This window comes from Maritalea mediterranea, from assembly GCF_021568695.1.
Taxonomy (GTDB): domain Bacteria; phylum Pseudomonadota; class Alphaproteobacteria; order Rhizobiales; family Devosiaceae; genus Maritalea; species Maritalea mediterranea.
The window spans coordinates 348,236-374,641 of the sequence record NZ_JAKGTI010000001.1 but is presented as its reverse complement, the minus strand read 5'-3'; the positions used below and the strand labels follow the sequence as shown (position 1 = coordinate 374,641).

At 54.3% G+C, this 26,406-nt stretch carries 22 protein-coding genes and 1 tRNA gene; 15 read left to right on the top strand and 8 right to left on the bottom strand.

Going from position 1 to position 26,406, the window contains the following annotated elements; genetic code table 11:
* Positions 1-105 precede the first annotated feature (105 nt).
* The 3 genes from L1I42_RS01805 to L1I42_RS01795 all read left to right on the top strand — a co-directional run bounded on the left by L1I42_RS01805 (position 106) and on the right by L1I42_RS01795 (position 3,531).
* On the top strand, positions 106-762 hold the full coding sequence (locus L1I42_RS01805; protein ID WP_236112791.1) for a YqiJ family protein: 657 nt from the start codon (positions 106-108) through the stop codon (positions 760-762).
* Between the two features lie 23 nt (positions 763-785).
* Positions 786-2,672, top strand: coding sequence for a flotillin family protein (locus L1I42_RS01800; protein WP_236112790.1), 1,887 nt, complete (start codon positions 786-788; stop codon positions 2,670-2,672).
* 109 nt (positions 2,673-2,781) lie between these two features.
* Positions 2,782-3,531 (top strand): MauE/DoxX family redox-associated membrane protein, encoded by a 750-nt coding sequence (locus L1I42_RS01795; RefSeq protein ID WP_236112789.1) that lies wholly within the window; start codon positions 2,782-2,784, stop codon positions 3,529-3,531.
* A 15-nt stretch (positions 3,532-3,546) separates the two neighbouring features.
* Here the strand turns inward: L1I42_RS01795 and L1I42_RS01790 are convergent, their stop codons facing one another.
* Entirely contained in the window at positions 3,547-4,020 is a 474-nt protein-coding gene (locus L1I42_RS01790) for a GNAT family N-acetyltransferase (RefSeq protein WP_236112788.1), read from the bottom strand.
* A 231-nt stretch (positions 4,021-4,251) separates the two neighbouring features.
* Between L1I42_RS01790 and L1I42_RS01785 the strand changes: the two genes are divergently transcribed.
* Positions 4,252-4,581 carry a TFIIB-type zinc ribbon-containing protein gene (locus L1I42_RS01785; RefSeq protein ID WP_236112787.1) on the top strand — a complete coding sequence of 110 codons (330 nt, stop codon included), beginning with the start codon at positions 4,252-4,254 and terminating at the stop codon, positions 4,579-4,581.
* A 238-nt stretch (positions 4,582-4,819) separates the two neighbouring features.
* On the opposite strand, the gene L1I42_RS01780 is transcribed toward L1I42_RS01785, so the two are convergent.
* Both L1I42_RS01780 and L1I42_RS01775 read right to left on the bottom strand, forming a co-directional pair.
* Positions 4,820-4,895, bottom strand: a tRNA-Ala gene (locus tag L1I42_RS01780).
* Positions 4,896-4,996: 101 nt separating this feature from the next.
* Positions 4,997-5,392, bottom strand: coding sequence for a TIGR02300 family protein (locus L1I42_RS01775; RefSeq protein WP_236112786.1), 396 nt, complete (start codon positions 5,390-5,392; stop codon positions 4,997-4,999).
* A 178-nt stretch (positions 5,393-5,570) separates the two neighbouring features.
* Between L1I42_RS01775 and aroA the strand changes: the two genes are divergently transcribed.
* The 11 genes from aroA to L1I42_RS01720 all read left to right on the top strand — a co-directional run bounded on the left by aroA (position 5,571) and on the right by L1I42_RS01720 (position 16,528).
* Positions 5,571-6,923, top strand: coding sequence for a 3-phosphoshikimate 1-carboxyvinyltransferase (gene aroA, locus L1I42_RS01770; protein ID WP_236112785.1), 1,353 nt, complete (start codon positions 5,571-5,573; stop codon positions 6,921-6,923).
* 8 nt (positions 6,924-6,931) lie between these two features.
* On the top strand, positions 6,932-7,573 hold the full coding sequence (gene cmk / locus L1I42_RS01765; protein WP_236112784.1) for a (d)CMP kinase: 642 nt from the start codon (positions 6,932-6,934) through the stop codon (positions 7,571-7,573).
* A gap of 197 nt (positions 7,574-7,770) precedes the next feature.
* Positions 7,771-9,465: a 30S ribosomal protein S1 gene (gene rpsA / locus L1I42_RS01760; RefSeq protein WP_236112783.1), complete on the top strand. Its 1,695-nt coding sequence runs from the start codon at positions 7,771-7,773 to the stop codon at positions 9,463-9,465.
* Positions 9,466-9,617: 152 nt separating this feature from the next.
* On the top strand, positions 9,618-10,571 hold the full coding sequence (gene sppA, locus L1I42_RS01755; protein ID WP_236112782.1) for a signal peptide peptidase SppA: 954 nt from the start codon (positions 9,618-9,620) through the stop codon (positions 10,569-10,571).
* A 69-nt stretch (positions 10,572-10,640) separates the two neighbouring features.
* Positions 10,641-10,919 (top strand): integration host factor subunit beta, encoded by a 279-nt coding sequence (locus L1I42_RS01750; protein ID WP_236112781.1) that lies wholly within the window; start codon positions 10,641-10,643, stop codon positions 10,917-10,919.
* Between the two features lie 142 nt (positions 10,920-11,061).
* Positions 11,062-11,319 carry a LapA family protein gene (locus tag L1I42_RS01745; RefSeq protein ID WP_236112780.1) on the top strand — a complete coding sequence of 86 codons (258 nt, stop codon included), beginning with the start codon at positions 11,062-11,064 and terminating at the stop codon, positions 11,317-11,319.
* A gap of 36 nt (positions 11,320-11,355) precedes the next feature.
* Positions 11,356-11,988 carry a phosphoribosylanthranilate isomerase gene (locus L1I42_RS01740; RefSeq protein WP_236112779.1) on the top strand — a complete coding sequence of 211 codons (633 nt, stop codon included), beginning with the start codon at positions 11,356-11,358 and terminating at the stop codon, positions 11,986-11,988.
* Between the two features lie 33 nt (positions 11,989-12,021).
* Positions 12,022-13,242 (top strand): tryptophan synthase subunit beta, encoded by a 1,221-nt coding sequence (trpB, locus tag L1I42_RS01735; protein ID WP_236112778.1) that lies wholly within the window; start codon positions 12,022-12,024, stop codon positions 13,240-13,242.
* An 18-nt stretch (positions 13,243-13,260) separates the two neighbouring features.
* The gene (trpA, locus tag L1I42_RS01730) at positions 13,261-14,082 is read left to right on the top strand and encodes a tryptophan synthase subunit alpha (RefSeq protein ID WP_236112777.1); all 822 of its coding nucleotides are present in this window, start codon (positions 13,261-13,263) and stop codon (positions 14,080-14,082) included.
* A gap of 134 nt (positions 14,083-14,216) precedes the next feature.
* Positions 14,217-15,215, top strand: coding sequence for an acetyl-CoA carboxylase, carboxyltransferase subunit beta (gene accD, locus L1I42_RS01725; RefSeq protein WP_236112776.1), 999 nt, complete (start codon positions 14,217-14,219; stop codon positions 15,213-15,215).
* A gap of 8 nt (positions 15,216-15,223) precedes the next feature.
* The gene (locus L1I42_RS01720) at positions 15,224-16,528 is read left to right on the top strand and encodes a bifunctional folylpolyglutamate synthase/dihydrofolate synthase (protein WP_236112775.1); all 1,305 of its coding nucleotides are present in this window, start codon (positions 15,224-15,226) and stop codon (positions 16,526-16,528) included.
* 40 nt (positions 16,529-16,568) lie between these two features.
* Here the strand turns inward: L1I42_RS01720 and trxA are convergent, their stop codons facing one another.
* From trxA to L1I42_RS01695, 5 genes are all read right to left on the bottom strand, one after another.
* Positions 16,569-16,892, bottom strand: coding sequence for a thioredoxin (gene trxA / locus L1I42_RS01715; protein WP_236112774.1), 324 nt, complete (start codon positions 16,890-16,892; stop codon positions 16,569-16,571).
* 110 nt (positions 16,893-17,002) lie between these two features.
* Positions 17,003-20,368, bottom strand: coding sequence for a double-strand break repair helicase AddA (addA, locus tag L1I42_RS01710; RefSeq protein ID WP_236112773.1), 3,366 nt, complete (start codon positions 20,366-20,368; stop codon positions 17,003-17,005).
* Positions 20,368-23,394 carry a double-strand break repair protein AddB gene (addB, locus tag L1I42_RS01705; protein ID WP_236112772.1) on the bottom strand — a complete coding sequence of 1,009 codons (3,027 nt, stop codon included), beginning with the start codon at positions 23,392-23,394 and terminating at the stop codon, positions 20,368-20,370. The genes addA and addB overlap by 1 nt, the downstream gene beginning before the upstream one ends.
* Before the next feature lie 8 nt (positions 23,395-23,402).
* Positions 23,403-23,909, bottom strand: a complete 507-nt coding sequence (tsaE, locus tag L1I42_RS01700; RefSeq protein ID WP_236112771.1) for a tRNA (adenosine(37)-N6)-threonylcarbamoyltransferase complex ATPase subunit type 1 TsaE — start codon at positions 23,907-23,909, stop codon at positions 23,403-23,405.
* Positions 23,909-26,311, bottom strand: a complete 2,403-nt coding sequence (locus L1I42_RS01695) for a sensor histidine kinase (RefSeq protein WP_236112770.1) — start codon at positions 26,309-26,311, stop codon at positions 23,909-23,911. Before L1I42_RS01695 ends, tsaE begins: the two co-directional genes overlap by 1 nt.
* Positions 26,312-26,406 lie beyond the last annotated feature (95 nt).

The following is a 26,406-nucleotide window of genomic DNA, read 5'->3' as shown; positions in this document are numbered from 1 at the left end:
TTTCCCCAAATGGTTCCCAAATCGTTAAAATTTCTTGTTTGCGCAATAGACAGTTTCAAAGATTTCTGCTCAATAAGACCTAAGTTATTTTTTACTTTGGGCATTATGTTTGAATTTATATTCTCTGCGGCAAATGTGCCGTTTGGCGTTGCTTTGTGCATCGTTTTTTTTATTGCATTGCTGGAGGGTGTTGGCGCCCTATTTGGTGCAGGTCTGAGCCAGTTTGTTGATGGGCTACTGCCCGACATGGACATTGACTTGGATGTGGACATGCCCGATTCAACAAATCCGGGCATTTTTGTTCAGTTTCTTGGATGGCTGCGCGTTGGGCAAGTGCCCTTCATCATTTTTTTGATTGTGATGCTCACGCTGTTTGGCCTCACCGGGTTCGCGTTGCAATCTTTCGTGGCAGATATTTTTTCTGCGCCTCTACCTGCTTGGGTGGCCGCGCCGATCGCCGGCGTGCTGAGCCTGCCGCTTATTCGGGGCAGCGCTGGCCTTTTGCGTCGGATCATGCCCCGCGACGAAACAGATGCCATTTCTCGTGCTGATCTTGTTGGCCAGCAGGGGCAGATTGTTTTGGGGCGCGCGACCCCCGGATCTCCAGCACAAGCGCGTATAACCGACCAATTGGGTAACAGCCACTATGTGATGGTGGAGCCGCACTCGGACGAAGCCGATCTGAAGCAAGGCGACCACATCACATTGCTGCGACAAAAGGAAAACCAGTTTGTCGCCATGAAAAATCATACTGAAAGTTAGACTTAAAGTTTTGGGGAGGAACCGTGAGTAGTTCACTTTTGCAGATGCTGGTGTTTGCCGGCATCATTTTAATTGCCTTGTTGGCGATGGGCATCATCGTTTCGCGGCTTTATCAGCGCGCGTCTAAAGAAATGTCCTTTGTGCGGACCGGATTTGGCGGCCAGCGGGTGATTATGAACGGTGGCGCGATGGTGTTGCCAGTGCTGCATGAAATCATTGCCGTTAACATGAACACATTACGCCTTTTGGTGCGCCGGGCAGATGATCAGGCGCTGATCACCAAAGATCGGATGCGCGTTGACGTGGTGGCAGAGTTTTATGTGCGGGTGCAACCCAGTGCCGAATCCATTGCCAATGCTGCTCAAACGCTGGGCTCTCGCACCATGCGGCCAGACGAGTTGAAAGATTTGGTGGAAGGCAAATTTGTGGACGCCCTGCGCTCTGTCGCCTCCGAAATGAGCATGGAAGAACTGCATGAACAGCGGGTGAGCTTTGTGCAGAAGGTGCAACAAGTCGTCTCCGAAGATTTGCTCAAAAACGGCCTGGAACTGGAAAGCGTGTCGTTGACCGGGCTTGACCAGACCAGCATGGAATATTTTAACCCGAACAATGCATTTGACGCTGAAGGTTTGACCCGGCTGACGCAAGAAATTGAGTCTCGGAAAAAAATTCGCAATGACATTGAGCAAGACACAGCGGTGCAGATTCAAAATAAGAATCTGGAAGCGTCCAAACTCAAATTTGATTTGAGCAAGGAAGAAGAATATGCCCGCCTGCACCAAGAACGCGAAGTTGAAGTGCGCCGCGCCCAACAGGCGGCAGAAATCGCTGTAGAGCAGTCAGAAAAACGTAAGGATGCGGAGCGGGCCCGTATCACGGCAGAGCAACAGATTCGCCAGTCTGAGATCAGCTCCGAGCGGGCAATTGAGGAAGAGCGGATTGTCAAAGAGCGCGTGATTGAAACCCAGGATATTGAGAAGCAGAAAACCGTTCGTATCGCGTCTCAAGACCGCGAAATTGCCATTGCGGAAAAATCAAAAGAGGAGAGCCTTTCGCGTGCATCGGCAGACGAAGCCCGCGCCAAGGCGGTTGAGGCTGAAGAAAAGGTGGTCTCTGCCCGAGAGCGCGAGATTGCTGAGCGCAGAAAGCAGATTGAATTGATCGAAGCCGCCAAGGAGGCGGAGCGCGACGCGATCAGCTTAAAAGTGGTCGCTGAAGCACAAAAAATTGCCGCCGCCGACAATGCGGAAGCTGTGCGCGAGGAAGCACGCGGCGACGCGGACAGGGTCACCATCAGCGCTAATGCCGATGCGGAAGCGGAAAAGACGCGCGCGGCCGCGGCAGAAATTCGCTATGCGGTAGAAGCATCAGGCAACAAGGCGCTGAACGAAGCGGCCAACCTGCTGTCCAACGATCAGGTGGCGATGAAAATCAAACTGAACCTGATTGAAAATCTCGAGAACATTATTCGCGAAAGCGCCAAACCGATGGAGAATATTGAGGGCATCAAGATCATTCAGGTGGACGGGCTAACCGGCGCACCTGCGGCAGGCGCAAATGGGCACGCCAACGGCTCTGGTGGCGGCAATTTGTCAGATCAAGTTGTTAACAGCGCCCTGCGCTATCGCGCGCAGGCCCCATTGTTAGACAGCTTGTTGAAAGAGGTGGGCCTGGATGGACACGACATTAACGGCCTGACCAACGCCGTCGACGAATTGATCAACAAGAACAATGCTGGGTCCTCGGCAAGGGATGAGCAAATCACGCCCGACGAGCTAGAACGGGCGGCAATCGCAGATGGTGCCATCAAGAAGGATGGGCCACAAAAACCAAATGGAGCTGAGCTGGCCGAGCGCCCAGCCGCGTCAAAATCCGACGCGAAGCCAAAGCTCAAAAAAGCGGATAAATAGGCCGCAAATGACCTAAGCTTAGCCGGGGGCATTCCCCCTGCTCCCGGCCCTTTCGGAACAGATTCGTTGCTCTCCCGTTAGTCTGTTGAGGTTAAACAGGAGCGAGTTGATGGATAAGCAAACCCACAAAAGCGCTAAACTCTATCGCATGGTGATGGACGAACACATTTGCCCGTTCGGCATTAAGTCGAAGCATTTGCTGGAAAAGCATGGATATGAGGTGGAAGATCATCATCTGACCACCCGCGAAGAAACCGACGCTTTTCAAGAAAAACACAATGTGGATACCACACCGCAAACCTTTATTGATGGCGAGCGTGTGGGCGGTTTAGATGAACTGCATGCCTATCTCGAAGAACCCAGCATGAAACAGGAAGGCACCACTTATCAGCCGGTGATTGCCGTTTTTGCCACCAGCTTCTTGATGGCGCTGGCCGTGGGGTTTACGGCGGACAGCCTATCGCCCATCCGAATTGTCGAGCTGTTTATTGCCATTTCCATGTGTGTGCTGGCGATTTTAAAACTGCGCGATCTGTTTAGTTTTACCAACCAATTTATCACCTACGACCTTTTGGCCGGGCGCTATGTGCCCTATGGCTATTTCTATCCCTTTGCCGAGGCAGGTGCAGGTATCCTGATGATCGCTAGTGCCCTGATCTGGCTGGCCGCGCCTGTCGCCCTGCTCATTGGTACGATTGGCGCCATTTCGGTTTTCAAAGCGGTTTACATCGACAAGCGGGAACTTAAATGTGCCTGTGTCGGCGGCGACAGCAATGTGCCGCTGGGCGCGATTTCGCTCACAGAGAATCTGATGATGGTGGGTATGGCCATTTGGATGGGCAGCAAGCTGTTCGTCTAAAATCTGTGCCGGTCGTTAAAGCGCCAAACGCATAAAAACGCTTTCCGGGTCTTCCTGATAGGTGCCGAAGGGTGGGCAATAAACAAAGCCCACTTTTTCATACATGGCCCGGGCGGCGGCCGAGGCGTCGCGGCTGCCTGTTTCCAGCAGAATTTCCGACATTTTTTGTTGCCGCGCCAGCTCCAATATATGCGTCATCAACTTGCTGGCGACGCCATGGCCGCGACCGCTTTCCAGCACATGCATGGATTTAAGTTCGGCGCGCCCTTGACCCAAATCTTTGTACCCGGCCATGCCGACGCATTTATCGTCCAGCCATGCCGTGAAAAGCTGCATATTGTCCGCCGCAAGCTCTTCGATCCCCATTTCATGATTGCTTTCCGCCGGATAATGGGCTGCGCCATAGGCGTGATGCGCTTCGACCAAGTGGCGAATCTGCGGATCGTTAAAATCAGCGGAACGAATTTCAAGTATTTTTTGGGTCGGCATTATGATCATCAAAGCTAGGGAGCGGAAGGTTTCGCCAATATTTAGCGCGTTGTTACCGCTTCGCCAATAGCCGATTTATCGTCTTGAACCGGCTGGTTGTTGCAACGCGGTTTAGCATGTGATCTAGGCCAGTTTGACTCATCTTGATATTTCAAAATTTGTGATTACCTCCATCAATTAGGGCCAATTCCTCATGAGCTGCCCGTGTTTTGATAAACAGGAGAATGATTTATGCCGCTTTTAACATCCCCGATTGATGGGTCACCGATGCGTCAAATCCAACGGTTTGGTATTGAGCTGGACGTCTGTCCGACCAGCGGTGGCGTTTGGCTGGATAAGGGGGAGTTGGAAAAACTTATGGCACTTATGAAACAGGCTGCAGAAGAAGAGGCGAACATGAATGCGCTGCGCTCGCTACGGGATGAGCATTATGAGGAGCCGCGTCATTATGAAGATGACTACCGCAAGCCGCGCTATGAAGAACGCGACGAATATAAATATAAGCGCAAGCGGAAGAAAAAGAGCGCCTTGCATCAGGTGATCGACCTGTTTGATTTTTAGGTACGACCCTGCTTTGCAGATCTACCTCACCGATCAGTTTGATGCCTATCCCATAGCAAGCGAGCACCTGCACTCGTTTTTGCCCAACTTTGTGCGTTGGCACGGATGTGTGGTCAGATCGCCTTATGGACGCTGCACAGCGTGCGCGTCAGGCGTACAAAGGCGGCGGAACGCACTATTTGCTTGAGCGTTCTGCCACATCTCTTCACATTTTCGGATAAAAATTTAAGAGGGAATTTGGTGGAGCCTAGCGGGATCGAACCGCTGACCTCTTCGCTGCCAGCGAAGCGCTCTCCCAGCTGAGCTAAGGCCCCAATCCAGAGCCGCAAAATGATTTGCGGTTCGATTTGTTGGCGCAAATTAGTCAACTCGCGCGCGAGTTGCAAGACCGAAAATTGCGCCAACGCAAAAAAATTTAATCTTCGTCTTTTTTGATCGGCACATCGATGCCGATATTGTCGTCATCATCGTCTTCCTCAAGGAAAACGTCGTTGTCGTCGGTGTTGATGTCTTCATCATCATCTTCCAGATCCACATCTGGCAGATTTTTGATGTCATCATCACCTTCTTCGGCATCGGCTTCGTCAAGTGAAACAATTTCCGCACCGGCAGCTGTTGCGGCACTGTCTGTTTCAACTTCATCTACAACAGCTTCTTCTTCAATTTCTTTTTCTACCGCTTTGGCCGCCGCCATTTGGGTTACAAATTCGGCGCCGCATTTTGGGCAGATAATCGGATCACGATTAAGATCGTAAAATTTGGTGGCGCAGCTTAAGCACTGGCGCTTTGTTCCGCGGTCGGTCTTGGCCACTTCTATCACCTCATCAAGTTCATCTCAGTATTGGCAGGTTGGGTTAGAAGCTAGAACACAATCTGTCAAATGAAAATGCTAGTTTTTTGATCTCAATTGATCGCATCACATTGTCAATTTCATAATTGTCGTGCTAGGACTGCAGTCGCGTTCCGTTAACTCCAGATAGAAAACATACATGTCACATACTCGATCTGCCCCGATCCCATTGGCTTCAATGCGATCTGAAGGGCTTACGGGCGCTATCGCCATGCCCGGCGATAAGTCCATTTCTCACCGCGCACTCATGTTTGGGGCGATGGCCACAGGCGAAACCATCATTTCCGGCCTTTTGGAAGGCGAGGATGTGTTGGCGACGGGCCGCGCCATGGCACAATTGGGCGCAAAAATTGAAAAACGCGGGCCATACTGGCACGTTGAAGGCGTGGGCGTGGGCAATTTTACCCCACCCGCCGAGCCGCTCGACTTTGGCAATGCGGGCACCGGGGTGCGTTTGGCCATGGGCCTTGTGGGCACCTACCCTTTTGTGTCGCGCTATGAGGGCGACGCCTCGCTGTCCGCCCGCCCCATGAACCGCGTGCTCAACCCCTTACGCGAAATTGGCGTTGAAGTGGTGGAAGAACAGCCCGGCGGCAAGTTGCCGATCGCGCTAAAAGGACCGGACAACCCAGCGCCGATTCATTACAAGACGCCCATGGCGTCCGCACAAGTCAAGTCAGCGATCATGTTGGCGGGTCTAATTATTCCGGGCACGACCACGGTGATTGAAGAGGTCCACACGCGTGACCATACGGAGAAGATGCTGCAAGGTTTTGGCGCCAAGGTGGATGTTTCTACCGATGCGAATGGCGTGCGCACCATCACTGTTGAAGGCCAGCCGGATTTGCGCGGCCAGGAGGTGCTGGTGCCGGGCGATCCGAGTTCGGCAGCGTTCCCCATGGTCGCGGCTTTGCTGGTGCCCGGCTCCGATATCACAATTGAAAATGTGCTGATGAACCCAACCCGTACCGGCCTGCTCACGACCTTGCTGGATATGGGCGCGGACATCACCTTGACCAATGAACGGAAGTCCGGCGGCGAGGATATTGCCGATATTCGGGTCAAATATTCTCAATTGAAGGGCGTGACCGTGCCTGCAGCGCGCGCAGCGTCGATGATTGATGAATATCCGGTCTTGGCGGTAGCGGCCTCTTTTGCCGAGGGTGCCACCCACATGCCCGGCATTGATGAATTGCGGGTAAAAGAAAGTGATCGCCTGTCTGCGGTTGCCAATGGCTTGAAGGCCAATGGCGTTGTGTGCATTGAGGGCGAGGACTTTTTGACTGTTGAAGGTATGGGCGACAAAGTGCCAGGTGGCGGCGTGGTGGAAACGCATCTGGACCATCGCATCGCCATGTGCTTTCTGGTCATGGGTTTGGCGGCACAAAATCCCGTCAGGATTGACGACAGCGCCATGATTGCCACAAGCTTTCCAAGCTTTGTGCCGGACATGACGCGGCTTGGCGCCCAATTTGATCGGCCCAACCAATAGGAACGAACATGATCATCGCGATTGATGGCCCCGCGGCTTCGGGCAAAGGCACCATATCCAAGAAACTGGCAGCGCATTTTCAGTTGCCGCATATGGATACGGGACTTTTATATCGAGCAGTGGGCTACGCCATGCGCGATGATCTTGATCTGCCCAACTGGGAACAAGTGGCCATTGAAAAGGCGCAAACGCTGGACCTTGCGCAATACGACGAAAACGACCTCACCACCGCGGAAGCCGGCATCGCGGCCTCAAAAGTGGCGCGCGTGCCGGAGGTGCGTGCGGCACTGAAGCAGGTGCAAATTAAATTTGCACAACAACCAGGCGGTGCCATTTTGGATGGGCGCGATATTGGCACACGAATATGCCCTGATGCAGAGGTCAAACTCTATATCACCGCCGATGCCCCCACGCGCGCGGAACGTCGCACCAAACAGCTCAATGAGCGCGGCGTGAATGTCCATTTTGATGAAATCTTGGCGCAAATTGAAAAACGCGACGCCGATGATAAGGATAATCCGGCGGGCGCATTTTTTGTGGCTGCAGATGCCCACTTGCTAGATACGACAAAATTGTCTATAGAAGCCGCATTCCAAGCGGCTTTACAGCTTGTGGATGGTGTTTTGGCGCAAAAGAAAAGCAGCTCTTGAATCTGGTGCTTTAAATCCAACTTTTGATCCAGGCATTTTTTGCGCAGCTTGCTTTTTGACATTGGCCAAATTGCACCGCTTTGAATGATCGCATGAAAAACAAGAACAAGACCCTTGTGCCGGGAGCGCAAGCTCCGGGTCTTATTTTTGGTTTTGATGCGCGTTTTCACACAAACGGCACATTGATCGGAGTATTCATGACAGATACCGCTGTCGCTCAGGAAGATTTTGAAAAGCTTTTGTTTGAAAGCTTTGAAGTCAACGAACCTGCTGAAGGTAACGTTGTTAAAGGCAAGATTGTTGCTATTGAAAAAGACCTCGCTGTTATTGACGTTGGTCTGAAGACTGAAGGCCGTGTGCCTTTGAAAGAGTTTGGCGCTGCTGGCCGTGATGGGTCTTTGCAGGTTGGCTCTGAAGTTGAAGTTTATGTTGATCGCGTTGAAAACGCGATGGGCGAAGCTGTTCTGAGCCGTGAAAAAGCACGTCGCGAAGAAAGCTGGGTTCGCCTTGAAGAGCTGTTCAACAAAAATGAGCGTGTTGAAGGCATCATCTTTAACCAGGTTAAGGGTGGCTTCACCGTTGATCTGGATGGCGCGACGGCCTTTTTGCCACGCAGCCAGGTTGATATCCGCCCAATCCGCGACATTGCTCCATTGATGAATGTGCCTCAGCCTTTCCAAATCTTGAAAATGGACAAGCGCCGCGGCAACATCGTTGTCTCTCGTCGGGCTGTGCTTGAAGAGAGCCGTGCAGAGCAGCGCTCTGAAATTGTTGGCAAGTTGGAAGAAGGCCAGGTTGTTGAAGGTGTTGTTAAAAACATCACTGACTATGGTGCCTTCGTTGACTTGGGCGGCATTGACGGCCTGTTGCACGTGACTGACATTGCATGGCGTCGTGTAAACCACCCATCAGAAGTGCTGTCGATTGGTGAGACCATCAAGGTTCAAATCATTCGCGTGAACATGGAGTCACACCGCATTTCATTGGGCATGAAGCAGCTGGAAGCTGATCCTTGGGAAACAATCGATCAGAAATATCCATTGAACAGCCGCTTTACCGGCCGCATCACCAACATCACCGATTATGGTGCGTTTGTTGAGCTGGAGCCAGGCATTGAAGGCTTGATCCACGTTTCAGAAATGAGCTGGACCAAGAAGAATGTGCACCCAGGCAAAATTGTTTCTACCTCTCAGGAAGTAGAAGTGAAAATCCTGGAAGTGGATCCAGAAAAGCGTCGTATTTCACTTGGCCTCAAGCAGTGCCTCGACAATCCTTGGGAAGCCTTTGCGGCGAAATACCCACAGGGCACCGAAGTTGAAGGCGAAGTTAAGAACAAAACCGAATTTGGTTTGTTCATCGGCCTCGAGGACGATGTGGACGGCATGGTTCACTTGTCAGACCTCGACTGGAACCGTCAGGGCGAAGAAGCTTTGGAAGACTATAATCGCGGCGACGTTGTTAAAGCGGTTGTATTGGATGTTGATGTGGACAAAGAGCGCGTTTCTTTGGGCATCAAGCAGCTTTCAAACGATCCATTCACCGAAGCAACTGATGGCATGCGCAAAGGTTCAATTGTGACCTGCACCGTGACCCAGGTGAATGATGGCGGCATTGAAGTTCAGCTTGCAGATGGCGACATGACCGCCTTCATCAAGCGTTCTGACTTGAGCCGTGATCGTTCAGAGCAGCGTCCAGAGCGTTTTGCTGTTGGCGACAAGGTGGATGCACGTGTGGTTCAGTTCGACCGCAAGACACGTCGTTTGACCCTGTCCATCAAGGCGTTGGAAATTGCCGAGGAAAAAGAAGCTGTGGCCCAATATGGTTCAACAGATTCAGGCGCCTCTTTGGGCGACATTCTTGGCGCAGCCTTGAAGCAGAACAAAGACGACTAAGCCATAGCGCTTTGTTGAGCATTTGGCCCGTCCGGCACCTGCCGGGCGGGCTTTTTCATATTCATTGCGGCAATGTGTGATCTGATTGCGACTTGCCAATCCAGCCCCAATTGCCTTAGGACAGAGAAAAGACAAATTAAAGGATGCGCGCGGTGACCACACCTTCCGAATTTGAACAGATCGATCAAATGATGAGCAAACGCGCTCTCAAGCAATCGCGGCGCAAATGGCGTATTTTTGCATTTGTGGCTCTGGCGATTGCGGTGATTGCCATTTTGGGTCGCACCTTGGGCGGCTTTGCCACGCCCGGTACACAGGAAGGCCCGCACATTGCGCGTGTCGTGATTGACGGGGTGATTGCCTCGGATCCGCAGCGGCGCGAGGTTTTGAATGATCTGGCCACCAACGAGCAGGTGACAGGGGTTGTGGTGCAAATCAACAGCCCGGGCGGCACCACCGCGGGCGGCGAAGAGCTTTATGACGGACTGCGCGAGATTGCCGCCAACAAGCCTGTGGCTGCCGTGATCAATGAGCTGGGGGCGTCTGCTGCCTATATGACCGCGATCGGCGCCGACAAGATCTATGCCCGCCGCCTTTCCATTGTAGGATCCATCGGCGTGCTGATCCAGCATATGGATGCGTCCAAGCTGATGGACACAATCGGTATCAATTATGAGAAGGTCGCCACAGGCCCGCTGAAAGCCGAACCCGATATCGATGAACCCATGTCGCCGCTGGTGCGCCAATCTTATCAACAGCTTGTGGACGATTCCTATGACTGGTTTGTCGACATTGTTGCCGAACGTCGGGACCTGGAACGAGATGAGGTGTTGCGTTTGGCTGATGGACGGATCATGACCGGCCGTATGGCGCTGGAAAGTCGGCTGATCGACGAAATCGGCGATGAAATCACCGCGAAGAACTGGATGTTGGCGGATCAGGAAACAGATGATCAGAAGGTTTTAACCTATTATCCGTTACCTGAAGAGCCATGGGACGAAATCAGCAACTGGATCGGCGTAAAGCTGGGTTCAGCTTTCGTTAACCGTTTGAATAATACGCAAACGCTTGACGGTTTGGTTTCGGTTTGGCACCCTGTAGAGTAGCTTTTGGCCCTGAAATCGCCAGAATTTTGATTTTAATTCAGGGCATTAGCCCACTCGGGGAGGCCGAAATTGATTAAATCAGAACTCATTCAAAAACTTGCAGATGAAAATCCGCATCTTTTCCAGCGTGACATTGAAAATATTGTCAATACGATCATTGATGAGATTGGCGATGCATTGGCCGATGGTGGCCGGGCTGAATTGCGTGGCTTTGGGGCATTTTCAGTAAAAAATCGTCCTGCGCGGGTTGGTCGCAACCCTCGCACCGGCGAAAAGGTTGAAGTTGAGGAGAAATATGTGCCTCAATTCAAAGCGGGCAAAGAGATCCGCGAACGATTGAACAAATAACGACCAAACGTGCTTTGAAAGGTGCGTTTAACTGAATAAGGGGCACCGCACCATTATGTTGAAGCGTGTAGTGACGTGGTTTTTTCTAATCCCGCTCGCTTTGCTGTTTGCTTTTTTTGCGTTGGCAAATCGGCAGGAAATAATGTTGGGCATTGATCCAATTTCACCGGATTCGCCACTTGTCGGACCCTATCCTGTCCCCCTGTTTGTTGTGATTTATGGCGCCTTGTTGCTTGGGATTGTGCTGGGCGGCGTCGGTGCCTATCTGGGCCAACATAAAAAACGCGCCGAATTGCGGGCCCTGCGTAAGGAAAATCAAAAACTCAAACAGCAAATGGATACTCAAGAGCCGAAACAAAGCCATGAAGATGGCTTGGCCTTGCTCGATGATCGGGTATAAGGTGCGCAACGCCCATTTTCACAAGAGTTTTGTTCGATGTCCTTGCTGATCAAAATTTGCGGTTTAAAAACGCCTGATATGATTGACGCTGCCCTTGAGGCGGGTGTGGATCTGATAGGCTTTGTACATTTTGCCCGCAGCCCGCGGCATTTGGACCTGTCTGACATTGGCCGGTTGATCCGCTATGTGGACGGGCGTGCCGAAACGGTCATCCTGACGGTCAACCCAGACGAAGATTTGCTCGACCATTTGCTGGCTCTGGACCCTGATTATATTCAGCTGCACGGACAAGAAACGGTAGAGCGGGTCGCCCACATCAAAGAGCGCGGTGTTAAAGTGATCAAGGCGCTCGCCATTGGCGATCAGGAAGATCTCGCCAAAGTACCGCGCTATGCAGACAAAGCCGATTTGCTGATTTTGGACGCCAAGGCGCCAGAAAATGCCGCCCATCCTGGCGGGAATGGCGAGGTATTTGACTGGACGCTTTTGAAAGCGCTTGACCCTGATATTAAGTTCATGCTTTCCGGTGGGTTGACGATAGATAACGTAGAACAGGCCATCCGCGATGTGCAGCCTTTCGGCCTTGACCTTTCTTCTGGGGTTGAAGTGCGTAAGGGTGAAAAAGATGCTGGCTTGATCAAAGAGTTTATGCGCCGGGCGCGCGCTTAAAAAGCGCGTCCGACGACAAGGGAGAACGAGATAATGACAACAACCGCGAATAGTTTGCGCCAAGGTCCGGACGATATGGGCCGGTTTGGCCTTTTTGGCGGGCGCTTTGTGGCCGAAACGCTGATGCCGCTCATCCTTGAATTGGATGAAGCGTATAAAGCGGCCAAGGCCGACCCCAGCTTTCAGGATGAACTGGATTATCTCAACAAGCATTATATTGGCCGTCCCTCGCCACTCTATTTTGCCGAGCGGCTGACCGAGCATCTTGGCGGCGCCAAAATCTATTTCAAGCGTGATGAGCTGAACCATACCGGTTCGCACAAGATCAACAATTGCATCGGGCAGATCCTGTTGGCCAAGCGGATGGGCAAGCCACGCATTATCGCCGAAACCGGCGCGGGGCAGCATGGTGTGGCCACGGCTACCGTATGTGCTCGTTTTGGCTACCCATGTGTTGTTTATATGGGCGCCAAGGATGTGGAGCGTCAGGCCCCCAACGTATTCCGCATGAAATTGCTGGGCGCGGAGATTATTCCGGTGACCGCTGGTCAGGGCACGCTGAAGGATTCTATGAATGAAGCCCTGCGCGACTGGGTGACCAATGTTGATGACACTTATTATCTGATCGGCACCGCGGCTGGCCCTCACCCGTTCCCGCAAATGGTGCGCGACTTCCAATCTGTGATTGGCCGTGAGACCAAGGAACAGATGATGGAAGCTGAAGGTCGTTTGCCAGATATGTTGATTGCCGCTGTTGGTGGGGGTTCCAACGCGATTGGACTGTTCCACCCCTTCCTTGACGACAAGGATGTCCAAATTGTTGGTGTGGAAGCCGGGGGCAAGGGTCTTGATGGTGACGAGCACTGTGCCTCGCTGACTGCGGGCAAGCCCGGCGTGTTGCATGGCAACCGCACTTATTTGCTGCAAAACTATGATGGCCAGATCGACGAAGGTGCGTCGATTTCCGCTGGCCTCGACTATCCGGGCATCGGCCCCGAACATGCTTTCCTGCGGGACAGTGGCCGGGTTGAGTATGTGCCGATTATGGATGATGAAGCGCTTGAAGCGTTCCAGCTTCTCACTCGCCTTGAAGGCATCATTCCGGCGCTTGAGCCAAGCCATGCGTTGGCTGAACTGGTAAAACGTGCGCCGAAAATGGACAAAGACCAGATCATCGTGATGAATTTGTGTGGTCGGGGCGACAAGGATGTGTTCACCGCCGCGAAACATCTCGGCGTGGATCTGGGCGAATAATCGCAAAGGAAGATATGTATGACACAGCGTATGGATGACGCCTTTGCGGCGACGCGTGCGGAAAACCGCCCGGCTCTGGTGACTTTTGTGATGGCTGGAGACCCGAATTTCGACACCGCCAAAGAGATTGTTTTAGGCCTGCCGGATGCTGGGGCTGATGTGATTGAACTGGGCATGCCGTTTTCTGACCCGATGGCGGATGGCCCCTCTATTCAAGCCGCTGGGCAACGCGCACTAAAGGGCGGTCAGGACATGAAGAAGACGCTGGAGCTGGTGCGCCAGTTTCGCGCGACCAACAGCACCACCCCGATTGTTTTGATGGGCTATTATAACCCGATCTATATTTATGGTGTGGATCAGTTTTTGGCCGATGCATTGGATGCGGGTGTTGATGGTTTGATTGTGGTGGACCTGCCGCCGGAAGAAGATGATGAATTGTGTATTCCGGCCTTAAACAAGGGACTTAATTTTATCCGTCTCGCAACGCCCACCACGGACGATAAGCGGTTGCCGCAAGTTTTGGCCAATACATCGGGCTTTGTATATTACGTCTCGATGACCGGCATCACCGGTTCAGCACTTTCCAACCCCACCAATATCAGCGCCGCGGTCAAACGGCTCAACCAACATACAGACCTGCCGATTTGCGTCGGCTTTGGCATCAAGACCGAAGCGGACGCGAAAAATATTGGCGCCCAGGCTGATGGCGTTGTGGTGGGTACCGTGCTGGTGAACGCGGTGGCCGATAGTGTGGCCGCTGGCGAGAGCGCCACCCAAGCCGCTGACCGGGTGCACACCATTGTGCGCGACCTGGCCAGAGGATGCCGTGCGGCACGGTGAGTTGACCACTCGCAATTTTGCCCAAAACGGGATATAATATAGTTTGACTTGGCGCGCCAAAAGCAAGACTCGCCAAGCCGGAAATGATCGCTTATAAGGCGACGAAATTTTGTGCAGGAAGGCTAAGAGGTCTCATGAACTGGATTAATTCCGTTGTTCGTCCGAAAATTCGTTCATTTTTGAACAAACGTGAAACCCCCGACAATTTGTGGGTGAAGTGCCCGCAAAGTGGCGAAATGGTTTTTTATCGTGACCTTGAAGCCAACCAGTGGGTGGTGCCAAATTCGGGCTTCCACATGAAAATCAAGGCGCGCGACCGGCTGAAAGCCTTTTTGGACGAAGGGAAGTTCCAAGAGATCGAGACACCGGACGTCCCGGTCGATCCGCTCAAATTCCGCGACAGCAAAAAATATACAGACCGGTTGCGCGAAAGCCGCGCCAAGACCGACATGAAAGATGCGGTGGTGGTGGCCACCGGCAAACTGCTCGGCCGCGATGTCACCGTCGGCGTGCAGGATTTCGATTTCATGGGCGGCTCGCTTGGCATGGCGGCGGGTGCCGCGATCGTGAAAGGTGCCGAAACCGCAGTTAAAAACAAAACAGCCTTCGTGCTGTTTACGGCTTCGGGCGGCGCACGGATGCAGGAAGGCATGCTCTCTTTGATGCAAATGCCGCGCACCACGGTTGCCCTTCAAAGACTAAAAGAGGCCGGACTGCCCTATATTGTGGTGTTGACCAACCCCACCACCGGTGGCGTGACCGCGTCTTACGCCATGCTGGGTGATGTGCAGATTGCAGAACCTGATGCCCTGATCGGCTTTGCGGGACAGCGCGTGATTGAGCAAACCATTCGTGAAAAATTGCCGAAAGGCTTCCAGCGGTCAGAATATCTTTATGATCACGGTATGATCGATATGGTGGTGCACCGCCATGATCTGCGCTCCACTATTGGGCGCCTGATTGGCATTCTCACCAAGTCTGAGTTGAACGAGATCGAGACCACCAGCGCCAAGCGCAAAAGCGTGCGCGATGCAGTGGCCGAAAGCGAAGGCGAGCAAGCCAAAAAGAAGAATGAAGGCCCCGCAGAAGGCGATTTGCATCTTGAGCAGCCGCCGGTTGCCCACGCTGAATAGTCAACTTTGTGACTGAAACCGAAAAAATTATCGAGCGCCTGATGGCGCTCCATCCCAAAAAGATAGATTTGTCGCTGGGACGCATAGAGCGTTTGCTGGACGATGCTGGCAATCCCCATGATCGGTTGCCGCCGGTGATCCATGTGGCGGGCACCAATGGCAAAGGCTCCGTGATTGCCTTTATGCGCGCCATATTGGAGGCCATGGGCAAACGGGTCCACGTCTATATATCCCCGCACCTTTCCCGGTTTCATGAACGTTTTCGCCTAGCTGGTGAGCTGGTCAGCTCTGAGCGGTTGAATGCAACAATGGAGCGGATCGAGCGGATCAATGCAGGGAAGCAGATCACCTTCTTTGAATTGACCACTGTCGTCGCCTTCGACTTGTTCACCCAGGTGGAAGCAGATGTAGTGTTGTTGGAAACCGGGCTTGGCGGGCGGTTGGACAGCACCAATGTGGTTAAGCAGCCCTTTGGCACGGTGATTACGCCCATTTCCTTCGATCATGTGCAGTTTTTGGGCGATACGATTGAGAAGATTGCGTTTGAAAAAGCCGGCATTCTCAAAGCAGGTTCGAAGGCGGTGTTCGCCCGGCAAATGCATGATGCGATGGGCGTTTTGGAACAGCGCGCCCTGGAGCTGGGTATAACACCCTTCATCGGTGGTCAGGATTTCGACGGGTTCGAAGAACGCGGCCGGTTTGTTTATCAGGATATTGATGGGCTGGAGGATTTGCCGCTGCCCGCGCTGCGCGGCCACCATCAATTGGGCAATGCCGCAACTGCCATCGCCGCGCTTAGACATTTCGGGCTAAACCCCGGTTCTGATGCACTGGCTGACGGTATGCGGAACGTGGTCTGGCCAGCCCGGTTCTCGCCGCTCAAAGGTGAGCTGAACCAATATTTGCCCCCCGAAAGCGAATTGTGGCTGGATGGCGGCCATAATGTGGATGGTGCGAAAGTGTTGGCGCAAGGGTTGGGCGACCTGAATGAGAAAAGCTCTCGCCCGCTCACGCTTGTGCTGGGCATGTTGGCCAACAAAGATATACGTGGCTATCTCGCCGCCTTTGACGGGCTGGCGCACCGCATTATCACCGTGCCGGTGCCGGGGGATGATTTGGCCACCAATGCCGGGTCTACGCCCGAAGGATTGGCCCAAACCGCAGGCGAGTTAGGCTTTGATGCGACGCCTGCACACAATATTGTTGAGGCTTTGAAGATGGTCAGTCGGGATGGCCCGCAGCGGGTGGTGATTTGCGGATCGCTCTATTTGGCAGGCGATGTGCTGCTGCAAAACAAAACGCCGCCCCAATAAATTGGCGCGGCGTTTCAATCTATCACATTGACTGAGAAGCCTATGCAGCGTGGCCCTCAAGCCATTTCACCAGACCTGCTTTTGGCTCACCAGCGCCGATTTTCATATCAGCGGCTGCGCCATCTTTAAACAGGATCATAGTTGGGATGGAGCGGATGCCATATTGTGCGGCGATGTTTGGATTTTCATCCACATTCACCTTCACAATTTTCACTTTGCCATCCATTTCTGAAGAAATTTCTTCCAGAACCGGTGCAATCGCCTTACAGGGGCCGCACCATTCCGCCCAAAAGTCAACCAATACAGGCACTTGAGCGTTCAGCACTTCATCCGAAAATTGAGCTTCGTTTACTTGGGTGGTCATAACCAGTTCCCCTTTCATTTGCGTTGACCTGAATGTAAGAAGAGTCGGAAGAAACTTCAAGCAGATCACAACCCGTTGATGGAATATGGCTACGGGCTGAAAATCTTTTCTCACACTGGCATCAATTGCGCATTTTCCGTCCACAAAATGGCGGTTTTAAGGGTGTGGTTCGGATAGATTTTGGCGATGGCCCGGGCATATTGCGCCAATTGGTCGCGATATTTCTGACTAATCTGTTCTGCCGATGCAGGGACCGCTTGATCGGACTTAAAGTCGACAATCAGCACTTCCTCCTCGCTGATGATCAATCGGTCAATGCGCCCAGTGATCCGCGCAGGCGTCTCCTCAATCTCAATATTGGCCGCAATCGCCACTTCTGCGCGGCTGTTTTCGGCGAACAAAAAGGCCAGGTCCTCTGCCTGCAAAATGGTGAGGGCTTTGTCGGTGATTTCCCCGTGCAAATGGGCAGCCTCGGGCAGGATCAATGGCAGGGCGATCTCCGCCTGCCCCCGCCGATCCGCTTCAGGATATTGCGGCAAATATTGCAGCAAGGCATGAATGGCATTGCCCCTAGCCATGGCCAGTTTGGGCGGCAGGCCGAGCCCTTGCCCCTCCACCAGCACCTGCGCGGCGTCTTCGGCGCCCTTTGAAGGCTCTAGAATTTCGCGCACCTCGGGCGGCAACACTGGCGCGGTCATCGCTGACGGCATCTCAGGCTCGTTGCGGTCCGGCTTGATCGGCGCAGTGGGTTGGTTGATCACCGCCCCCTTGGGATAGATCAACCCCTCCTCGCGCAGATCGCTGTGCGGTTCAAGCGTGCCATAGGCCATGTCGTACCAGCTTACCGGGCCGCTCGCAGATTTCTTCTCCACCCCGGTGAGGTACAGCTCATCCTCAGCGCGGGTCAGCGCCACATAGAGCTTACGGCGATATTCTTCGACTTCCTTGTCCATACGTGCAGTTTTCAGCGCTGCGGCCGCTTCAGGCAGGTTGGTTGACCCGCCAATATTCCACGCCAAAAAGCTTTTGTGCGGCAGGTCCGGCTCCACATGCAGAAACACGTCCGAGCTAACGGATTTCGGCGTTTCGGTTGCATCGAGGCAGATAACAATGGGCGCTTCGAGCCCCTTCGCGCCATGCACCGTCATCACCCGAACATTGTCTTTCACTTCGCTCAGTTCGCGTTTCACCTCAGCGGGGGACGCGCGCATTTTGGTGAGAAAGCCAATCAGGCTCGACTGATCCTGCCGCTCATGCGCCAGCGCCATGGTCATGAACTCGCCGATCACATCGTCAATTTCCGGCCCCAGCCGGGCGTGGAACCTTTGCAGTCCCTTATGGGTGTAAAGAATGAAGGCGAAAAACTCATAGGGGCGGTCCACATCCAGGTGGGTGCGCCATTCGCGCAGCAGCGCATAAGGCTTTTCCGCCCATTTGTGGGTTTTGGCGAAGTTTCGCAAATGCGCCCAGAGTGGCCCTTTCGGGCGGTCATGGCAGAGCTCAAAAAGCTGCTCTTCACTGATGTCGAAAAGCGGTGAGCGCAATAAGGTGGCCAAGCCCAAATCATCGGCCGGGTTGACCATCACATCGCCGAGCACCAGCAAGTCCTTCACCGCGATATGGTCGTTCACCACCAGCTTGTCTTCGCCCAGATTGGGCAAGTTGCGCTGCTTCAGGGCTTTGATCATTTCTTTGAACAACCGCCCCCGCGTTTGCACCAAAATCATAATGTCGTCTGGCTTGACTGCGCGTTCGTGGCCTGAGAGCAAGCGTCCTTTGGTCAGCCATTGATCGATGGTTTTCGCCACCTGCTGCGCCAGCTTGGCTTCCGGCCGTTGCTCATGCCGCGCCGCTTCAATCGGGTACTCATCGCTCGGCTCTGGCTTATCCGCCAGCGGCTCCTTTGGCCATAGGGTCACAAAGCCCTGGTTTGTAGTGCGGGCGGCGCGGTGCGCCGGTGCGGCGGCCACGCCGGAGAGGCCTTTATGGTTTTCTTGCGGTTCAAATACCAGATCGACCGCATTCAAAATCGGGCTTTGGGTCCGGAAAGAGGTTTGCAGCGGCACATCATGCCAAACCTGCTCCGCTTCCCGCGCACGGCGGGCAAAGCGGCGGCCCATTTCACCAAACAGGCGCGGTTCCGCCCCCTGAAAGCTATAGATCGATTGCTTCTCATCGCCCACGGCAAACAGGGTCCGGTGCTTTTGCACCGCGCCTTCACCGGCAAAAAACTCTTTGGCAATGGCCTCGATAATGTCCCACTGCTCAGGGTTGGTGTCCTGGCTTTCATCCACCAGAATATGGGTGATGCCAGCATCGAGCTTATAGGCCACCCACGGGCCATAGGCTTCGTTGGCGAACAGACGTTTCAACGCCAAAATCAGATCGTCAAAATCCAATTGCGCCTTGGCCTTTTTGCCCGCCTCATAGGCCGCCATCACAGCTTCGGCCAGCGCCAGCAACAGCTTGGAGTTGTCGAGCAGGCGCGCCAGTTTGAGCTGTTCGAACAGTTCGGCCAGCCGGTTGGATTCATCCTCGATCTGCCCGGCCAAAGCTGCATCTTTTTTGGCAATGCCCGCCACGCCCTTTTTGGGCGTGCCTTTTTGCGTCAATAGGGCGCTGAAGGCCTGTTCCATGCTCGGCTGTGATGGGTCGGCGCTCATCAAGCCGTCTGCAATAGTTTTAGCCAAACCTTCATTGCGCAGATGCAGGCCAACGCCATGATATTCAGATTGCGGCAAGATCGCTTGGCTCAGCACCCTGTCCGTGATTTGAGCTTCGCTCAGATCTGAGGGCACCTTGAGAAATTCAGCCAGATTTTCAATCGCGCGGTCTTTATTGGCCAAAAGCGTTTTCAGCTTTGCGCCTTCTGCCAATAAACGGTCCAACGCCGCTTCGACTTGCGCATCGCTAGCGCGGGCAAATAATGCATCAAGCAGCGGCATCATCTGGTTGGCGTTGCCTCGGCCCGCCAACACGCGCTCCCGCGCGTCCTGCATCATTTGCGCCCGGTCTGCGTCTTCAATCACTTCAAAATCAAACGGCACGCCCGCTTCCAACGGGAAACGGTGCAACACGGATTCGGCGAAGGCGTGGATGGTGTTGATTTTCAACCCGCCCGGGGTTTCCAGGGCGAATGCAAAAAGCTGGCTGGCACGGCTCAATTTGTCGTCTGTGGGGCGCTGGCCGGTGAGGTCGAGCAATTCGCTCACCAATGCATCATCATCCATAAGGGCCCACTCGCCCAATTTGTCGGTGACGCGGGCGCGCATTTCGGAGGCGGCGGCTTTGGTGTAGGTTAGGCACAATATTTCATCTGGCGCGACACCATCCAGCAACAGGCGCAGCACCCGGCGCGACAGCACAAAGGTTTTGCCCGACCCGGCATTCGCCGCCACCCAGGCATGGGCGGTGGGGCTGGCAGCGCGCTTTTGGGCGTCGATGGTTTCGGGGGCGATGTGCAAATCCTGCCGCATTATTCATCCTCCCCTTCCGGCGCCCATTCCTTGGCCCGTGCCAGATGGTCATAGGCGCCTTCAAAGCGCTGTTCTGGCTTCGGGTTCAATTGCGCCACCATGGCCACATCATCGCGCAGCAACATCAATTCGGCGAAACGCGAGAACCGCTCCCAATATTGATCCACCCAATCATCCGCCTCCAGCTTGGACGGGAAATTGGTGAGCGATAAAGTATCCGGACCGTGGGCCAGTTTGATATAGCGGAATGCCGCGCTATCGGCGCGCTCCAGCTCTTCGAAACCGCCCTGCCGCGCAATTAGGCCCGCCATGGGCAATTGCGGCGCCATAAAGTTTTCCATGTCCTTTTTGGCCGGCACGCCCCCAGTTTTGAAATCAACAATTTCCACTTTGCCCGCGTCGGTTTGGTCGACCCGGTCGGCGCGGCCATGCAGGGTGAAGGGCACGCCCGCAATCTCCAAGCTGGCTTGGCCGCGTATCTCTGCATTTCGCACGGCAATATGCAGATTTTGCGTGGTTTCGTGGGCCAGAAAGGCAGTCGCAATGGCCTCAAACCGTTTGAGCCAAATGTCTCTTCGGTCTGCCACATCGGCGAGGCGTTCATAAGCTTTTTGGGCCAACGCCATCAATTGATCATGGGCATCCGGCGCGGCACAATCATGGCCATCAGCAATAAAATCGCCCAGCACATCGTGGATCAGATTGCCTCGCTCAGCAAAATCTGGTGGCGCGCCCAACGGGTCGAGCGGCTTGAGCCGCAGCACATGTTTGGCATAGATCGCATAAGGATCGCGCAACAGCGTTTCAATCTCTGTGATCGACAAGCGGCGGGGGCGCAGGTCAGCCGGTGGCCTTGGCGTCGGCCGTTCTGCTGGCGACACCTGCTTCACTGCATCAATTTGTGTGGTCCAGGCCTTGATGTGCGCCGTGCGGGCGATGAGCGTTTCTTCACATGCCTTGCCAACAAAGGCCAAAAGCCGCTTTAGAAAGCGGGAAGGATCAGCAGGGGAAGTGCCGCGCCGTTGGGCATAGCTGAGCACCACTTGCGGCGCGTTCAGCGCCAGCAGAAAGTCATGGGCCGCCAAGCCGACTTTGCGTTCTGGCGGTTCCAGGCCCACAGCCAATTTCATGCCGCGCGACATCCAGGGGCCGGGGTCAGCATCTTCGGGCCACACGCCTTCATTCAGCCCGGCCAGAATGATCAGATCGACGCTTTGCAAGCGGGCTTCCACCCGGCCCCATATTTGCACATCGTGCCGCGCCTGTTCGAGGGGGCGCACAGAGACAGGGCTCATCAGCAAGGCCATGGCGGAAACAAATTGGGCGCTGTCGATCTGGCTCAGCTCAATACTGCCAGCGGCCAACTCCGTCAGCCAGTCGCTCAGTTGGTCAAACCCATGCGGGTGATGCGGTTTGCCCTGATCGTCATGGATCACCTTGTCCGCGAGGGTGGGCATGGCGCGGGCGATGTCTAAGAGGCTCGGCTTGCCGCTGGCAAAGGCCTCAATCAAGGGCGCGAGCATATGCTCCATATCGTCAAACAAGGCGATCAAGGCTGCCGCTTCGTCTTCACTCAGGGGACGCTGCCGGGGTTCTGGGTTTTCAAAAGCCGCTTGCACCGCTTTGCGCAATCCCGCCACACCTGGCTTGCCGCGCATACCGCGCAGGATCGACAGATCGAGCACTTCACGCAATGCTGAAATCTCGCTGCGGGCCCGGCCAAAACACACGGAAGAATGCAGCAATAAACCCACCAGATCGATGGCGCTAAATTCGCTTTGCACCAATTGCAGCAACTGCCGCACCAAGCGCCCCGCCGGGCTTTGATTGAGCGGCACGCCCGCGCTGTCATCCACGGAGATATCAAACCGGTGCAGTTCGGCAATGATTTGCCGCGCCTGATCCCGATCTGGCGCAATGATGCCCACGGACTTATTGTTGGCCAATGCTTCGCGCGTTGCCAAGGCAATGGCGCGGCTCTCCATGGCTTCATTGGGCATGGCCAAGAGTGATAATTGATCCGTGGCGGTTTCCAATTGGTCACTCAGTTTTTCACGCTGCGCATGCCATTGCGCGGTGTTTTCGGCGGTGGCCAGGGCTTGATGCAAAATCTCGGCGCGACCTTGTTGTACTGGTGCGAGTTCCTGCACATCGGCCGGGCCGGCATTCAGGCGGCGCAGCAACAGCGCCATGCCATATTGCGGATGGGCATGGGCCTTATTGTTTGGCTCCAGCAGAAAGCTGTAATCTTCAACGCTCATGCTGGTGTCAAAACCGGGCAAAACCAATGCGCCATTGGGCAAAGCGCTGATTTCTTTCAGAAAGCGCGCATTGGCAGGCACGGACCCGGTGGAACCCGCAGCAATCACCGGCTTATCGCCATAGCGCATTTTCAAAGTTTGCTGCGCCAGCGCAAATTTTTCCCGCCGCACTGTCGCGACTTCCTGTAAGCCGCGCTCTTCCAGATAAGGCGGCCAATTGTCGGTGACGATTTTGATGAAGTTCAGGCTTTGCTGCCAATTTTCAGCCAGTTCTTCGGGCACCAATTGGCTGAGCTGATGATAATCAATTTCCTCGGTGAGAAAATCATCCAGCAATTGCCCCAGCGATTGCGCCATGGCCAGAATTTCGGCAGCGCTGGGCGGCGAGGCAAAGCCCACTTGCTGTGCCTTTTCCGCCGTGTGCGCCCAACCCTCAATCAGGCGGGCCAGAAACAGGGTGCGTTCTGTTTTCGAAACCGGGTTGGTGGCGGTCAGATCTGGCTCGGCGAAGAAAGCATTTTCCACCTCGTCACTTTCGCCCAGCGTGTAAATATTCGGCAGCAATGCGGCACCACCCAGACGCTCTAAAAAGATATCGATTAGCGCCAACCGTGCCCGCTTGGTGGGCAGATAGATCGTGATGTCGGACAACCAGAACGGCCCTTCGCGCGGCCAGTCTGGCGCGAGTGTTCCGTCCAAAATGCGTGAGGCCAGCACCTTCAAAAATGGGGCGTCTGGCGCGATGGAATAAAGCGAGCGCCGCATCTTTGCCTTTAAATCAGTTTGATGCCGCTATCTGAGCCGGATTCGAGCATGGGGGCAAGCTTTTCCAAACGATGAGGCGCACCGCCCACATGCAGGGTCCGCCCTTCCAACATTTCAGAAATCAAATGTAAGGAAATTGTGTAGGTGGTACGCGCCGCCAATTCCGGCAGGCGTTCGGGCCACTCGACCAGCAAAATTGCATCCGGATCGTCAAACAGGCCCAGTTCATCCGCCTCGCTGGCATCGCTCAGTCGGTAGAGGTCGGCATGCAGATAAGTTTGTCCGTGCAAATCATAGTTCTGCACCAGCGAAAAGGTGGGGCTGGGCACCTCGAGATCCGGGTTATCCGCAGCCACCCGCAACAAGGCCCGCGCCAAAAAGCTCTTGCCCGCACCAAGATCGCCGGTTAGGGCCACCACATTGCCCGGCTCAAGCACGTCAAAAAGGATTTGTGCAAACTCCATGGTGGCGCGTTCGCTCACCAGAATGACCGAGATCTGTTCTTTTTCAAGCATTATTCAGCTGCGCCTTTGGCCAATTGTTCGGCGGGCAGATTAACAGTTACGCGGGTGCCGCGCGGTTGCAACCGCTCAATGGAGACAGTGCCACCATGCATGTGGACAAAGGTTTTGACAATGCTCAACCCAAGGCCTGCACCCCGCTGACGTCCTTCAACGGCTTTGCCTTCAAAACGATCAAAAACAGAGGCAATAATATCATCTGGGATGCCTGCACCCTCGTCTTCGACAACAAACAAAATGCGTCCGCCACGTTCAAATACATCCAAGCGCACCTGCGCGCCCGGATCTGAATAGCGTACCGCGTTGGACAAAAGATTGTAAAGCACCTGCACAATGCGGGTGCCATCCGCCACAAAGGTGGGCAGATTGTCGTCAATTAAAATCTCGAGATTGATGGGCACTTCATCGCTGCCGGTTTGCAGCGCCGCCAACACGCCCTTACGCGCCTTCTCCACCAGTGATGGCACGTCCAGCACTTCAGTTTGCAACTCGGCAATGCCTGCATCGATGGTTGTGAGATCAAGAATATTGTCGATCAGCAGTCCCAACGAGCTTGAGGAGGCGCGAATAAAGTTGGTGTAGTCTTTCTGCTTGTCGGTCAGTGGGCCTGCGGCCTCGCTGGCCAAAAGGTCGGCGAAACCGATAATATTGGTCAGCGGCGACCGGAATTCGTAAGAGATGTTTTGCACGAATGCATCTTTGAGTTTGTCGGCCGTTTCCAGCGCTTCATTGCGTTCTTTCAGCACCTTCTCAAATGATGCGCCCTCGGTGACATCCACGAAGGTCACCAGGGTCTGGCTGTCCGGCAGCCGTACAATGGCATAGTCAATCAAACGACCATCAGAACGCACGATGCGCCCCTTCTTGTCGTGCCGTTCCGCATCCAGATCCAGAATATCTTCGCGCAAATCACCCCAGATCCGCTCGCCATCTTCGGGCAACGTCTCGGCGCTAATCGCGGCAATGTCCGCCAGATGGGTCTGCTTGTCCAGCTTATTCATTGGCAGTTTCCAGATCCGCGAAAGCTGGGCATTGTGCAGTTTCAATCGTCCATCGGTGCCAAACACGGCGACCGCTTCAGACAGGGCGTTCAGTGTTTCATCCTGCACATGGATCAAAGCATTATAACGGCTCTCGAGCGCCAGTTGCTCGGTCACATTGTGATAAATATAAATCACACCCCGCTCATGGGGGGCCGGAGAGGCGATAACATTCAAAACCTGCCCACTCGGCAAGTGCCACATGGTTTCGCGGGTCTTTTTCAACCCATAGGCTTCCAGATGTTGTGCGCGCCACTTTTTATAGTCTGGCTCCATGGGCAGTTTCCCTTGGGTGCGCAATCGATCGAGAATGGCTTTTTCACTCGGTTGGGTTTCCAGCCACGCCACATCCATTTCCCAAAATTCAGCAAAAGCCTTGTTGAAATGGGTGAGTTGGCCGGCACCGTCAAAAACGGCAACAGGGGTGCGCAATTCATTAATCGCCGCGGTGAGGAAACTGGCTTTGGGGTCGTTTTTCTCTTCGTTAGAGGCCAACCCCTGCACCGCATAGCCAGCAGTGCCGTCCGCCAGCTTGAACATGGTCACGTCAAGAACGCCAAATTCTTTATGCTCTTCCGTCACAGAGAGCGGCGCCCCTTCCAGCGGATCCAACCGGCGATGGCGCGCCAAAGTCTCTTCGTCAAACAATTCGGGTATCGGCTGGCCCGGCTCCAGTCCAGCGCCACCCAGGGCCATCTTCATGTAGGCTTCGTTGACCTTAACCAGTTGCCCTTGAAAATTGCGCACCCATGCAGGATGGTTGAATTTGTCAATCAGCGCGGCATAGGTTTCGATGGTGGGCACATTGTTTCGGGTTTCTGCCAGCACATAGGGCTCGTCCACCTCCGCTTCGCGCGGGGAAATGCGGATCAAAGGCTTGCCGGCCACAACGCGGCCAGAGATGCGATAATCACGGTCGCCCAGCCCCGGCGCGCGGTATTCAAATTCGCGTCCCTGTGCCTGTAACTCGTCGAGCTTGAACGAAACCTCAATCGCTGCCTTGGCGTCCAGCCACGCCTTAAAGTCTAGGATATCATCGATGGATTGGCAGGTCGGGATTGTGGCTTGGATGGGGCCGATGGAATCGGCCTTCCGCTTGTCGCCGCGCCAAATCAGCGTGACTTCCCGCATGCCATGCAAAATGGCGCCTTTTTCGTCCAGCGCGGCGCTCATTTCAGCCAGTTGCCGCCGAGACTCCTGCTGGATCAGTTGGGCTTTGCGATATTGACGCAGGGCAATATAGGTGGCGACCCCACCACATAAAAGCGCCCCAAGCGCTATTGCTAAGGGCGTGGTGGCGACAAGATCTTCGGTGGAGATATCTGTTTGAGCCAAAGCCGGGTTTGCGACCAACATAGCCAGAGTTGCACAACTGAGTTTAGCGACTCCTCTATCAATCCGGAATTTGACCGGCCTCATCTTTTGCCCCTTAAATATTAATCAAATCGTCG

What these genes read in the sequence shown, in the direction of transcription:
- L1I42_RS01805 (WP_236112791.1), top strand. Translation starts at nt 106, where the DNA reads ATGTTTGAATTTATATTCTCTGCGGCAAATGTGCCGTTTGGCGTTGCT.
- L1I42_RS01795 (WP_236112789.1), top strand. Translation starts at nt 2,782, where the DNA reads ATGGATAAGCAAACCCACAAAAGCGCTAAACTCTATCGCATGGTGATG.
- L1I42_RS01790 (WP_236112788.1), bottom strand. Translation starts at nt 4,020, where the DNA reads ATGCCGACCCAAAAAATACTTGAAATTCGTTCCGCTGATTTTAACGAT.
- L1I42_RS01785 (WP_236112787.1), top strand. Translation starts at nt 4,252, where the DNA reads ATGCCGCTTTTAACATCCCCGATTGATGGGTCACCGATGCGTCAAATC.
- aroA (WP_236112785.1), top strand. Translation starts at nt 5,571, where the DNA reads ATGTCACATACTCGATCTGCCCCGATCCCATTGGCTTCAATGCGATCT.
- cmk (WP_236112784.1), top strand. Translation starts at nt 6,932, where the DNA reads ATGATCATCGCGATTGATGGCCCCGCGGCTTCGGGCAAAGGCACCATA.
- rpsA (WP_236112783.1), top strand. Translation starts at nt 7,771, where the DNA reads ATGACAGATACCGCTGTCGCTCAGGAAGATTTTGAAAAGCTTTTGTTT.
- L1I42_RS01745 (WP_236112780.1), top strand. Translation starts at nt 11,062, where the DNA reads ATGTTGGGCATTGATCCAATTTCACCGGATTCGCCACTTGTCGGACCC.
- L1I42_RS01740 (WP_236112779.1), top strand. Translation starts at nt 11,356, where the DNA reads ATGTCCTTGCTGATCAAAATTTGCGGTTTAAAAACGCCTGATATGATT.
- trpB (WP_236112778.1), top strand. Translation starts at nt 12,022, where the DNA reads ATGACAACAACCGCGAATAGTTTGCGCCAAGGTCCGGACGATATGGGC.
- trpA (WP_236112777.1), top strand. Translation starts at nt 13,261, where the DNA reads ATGACACAGCGTATGGATGACGCCTTTGCGGCGACGCGTGCGGAAAAC.
- accD (WP_236112776.1), top strand. Translation starts at nt 14,217, where the DNA reads ATGAACTGGATTAATTCCGTTGTTCGTCCGAAAATTCGTTCATTTTTG.
- trxA (WP_236112774.1), bottom strand. Translation starts at nt 16,892, where the DNA reads ATGACCACCCAAGTAAACGAAGCTCAATTTTCGGATGAAGTGCTGAAC.
- addA (WP_236112773.1), bottom strand. Translation starts at nt 20,368, where the DNA reads ATGCGGCAGGATTTGCACATCGCCCCCGAAACCATCGACGCCCAAAAG.
- addB (WP_236112772.1), bottom strand. Translation starts at nt 23,394, where the DNA reads ATGCGGCGCTCGCTTTATTCCATCGCGCCAGACGCCCCATTTTTGAAG.
- tsaE (WP_236112771.1), bottom strand. Translation starts at nt 23,909, where the DNA reads ATGCTTGAAAAAGAACAGATCTCGGTCATTCTGGTGAGCGAACGCGCC.
- L1I42_RS01695 (WP_236112770.1), bottom strand. Translation starts at nt 26,311, where the DNA reads ATGTTGGTCGCAAACCCGGCTTTGGCTCAAACAGATATCTCCACCGAA.